This window comes from Flavobacterium lotistagni, from assembly GCF_011392125.1.
Taxonomy (GTDB): Bacteria; Bacteroidota; Bacteroidia; order Flavobacteriales; family Flavobacteriaceae; genus Flavobacterium; species Flavobacterium lotistagni.
Map to the genome: position 1 here is coordinate 1 of NZ_JAAJBU010000041.1, position 342 is coordinate 342.

Sequence of the window (342 nt, forward strand, 5' to 3'; positions counted from 1 at the left end):
ATGACGATACCGGAACAACTGTAAACGGACTTGCCGGCGGAACTGCTTTCACAAACGTACTTGTAAACGATACTTTAAATGGTGTGGCTGTTTTAGCTTCTCAAGTAAATACAACTTTTGTAAGCTCAACCAATGCCGGTGTGACTTTATCAGGAACTGACGTTTTGGTTGCCGCTGGAACACCTGCGGGAACTTACACCTTAACTTACCAAATCTGTGAAATCCTAAACCCAAGCAACTGCGATACTGCGATTGTAACGGTAACTGTGTCTGCGGCTTCAATTATCGCCAATGACGATACCGGAACAACTGTAAACGGACTTACTGGTGGAACAGCTTTCA

The 342-nt window shown here is 44.4% G+C and carries 1 protein-coding gene; it reads left to right on the forward strand.

Annotated features, from left to right (window positions below):
• A partial coding sequence (locus tag G4D82_RS14620; RefSeq protein ID WP_166337976.1) for a hypothetical protein occupies positions 1–342 on the forward strand: 342 nt, incomplete at both ends.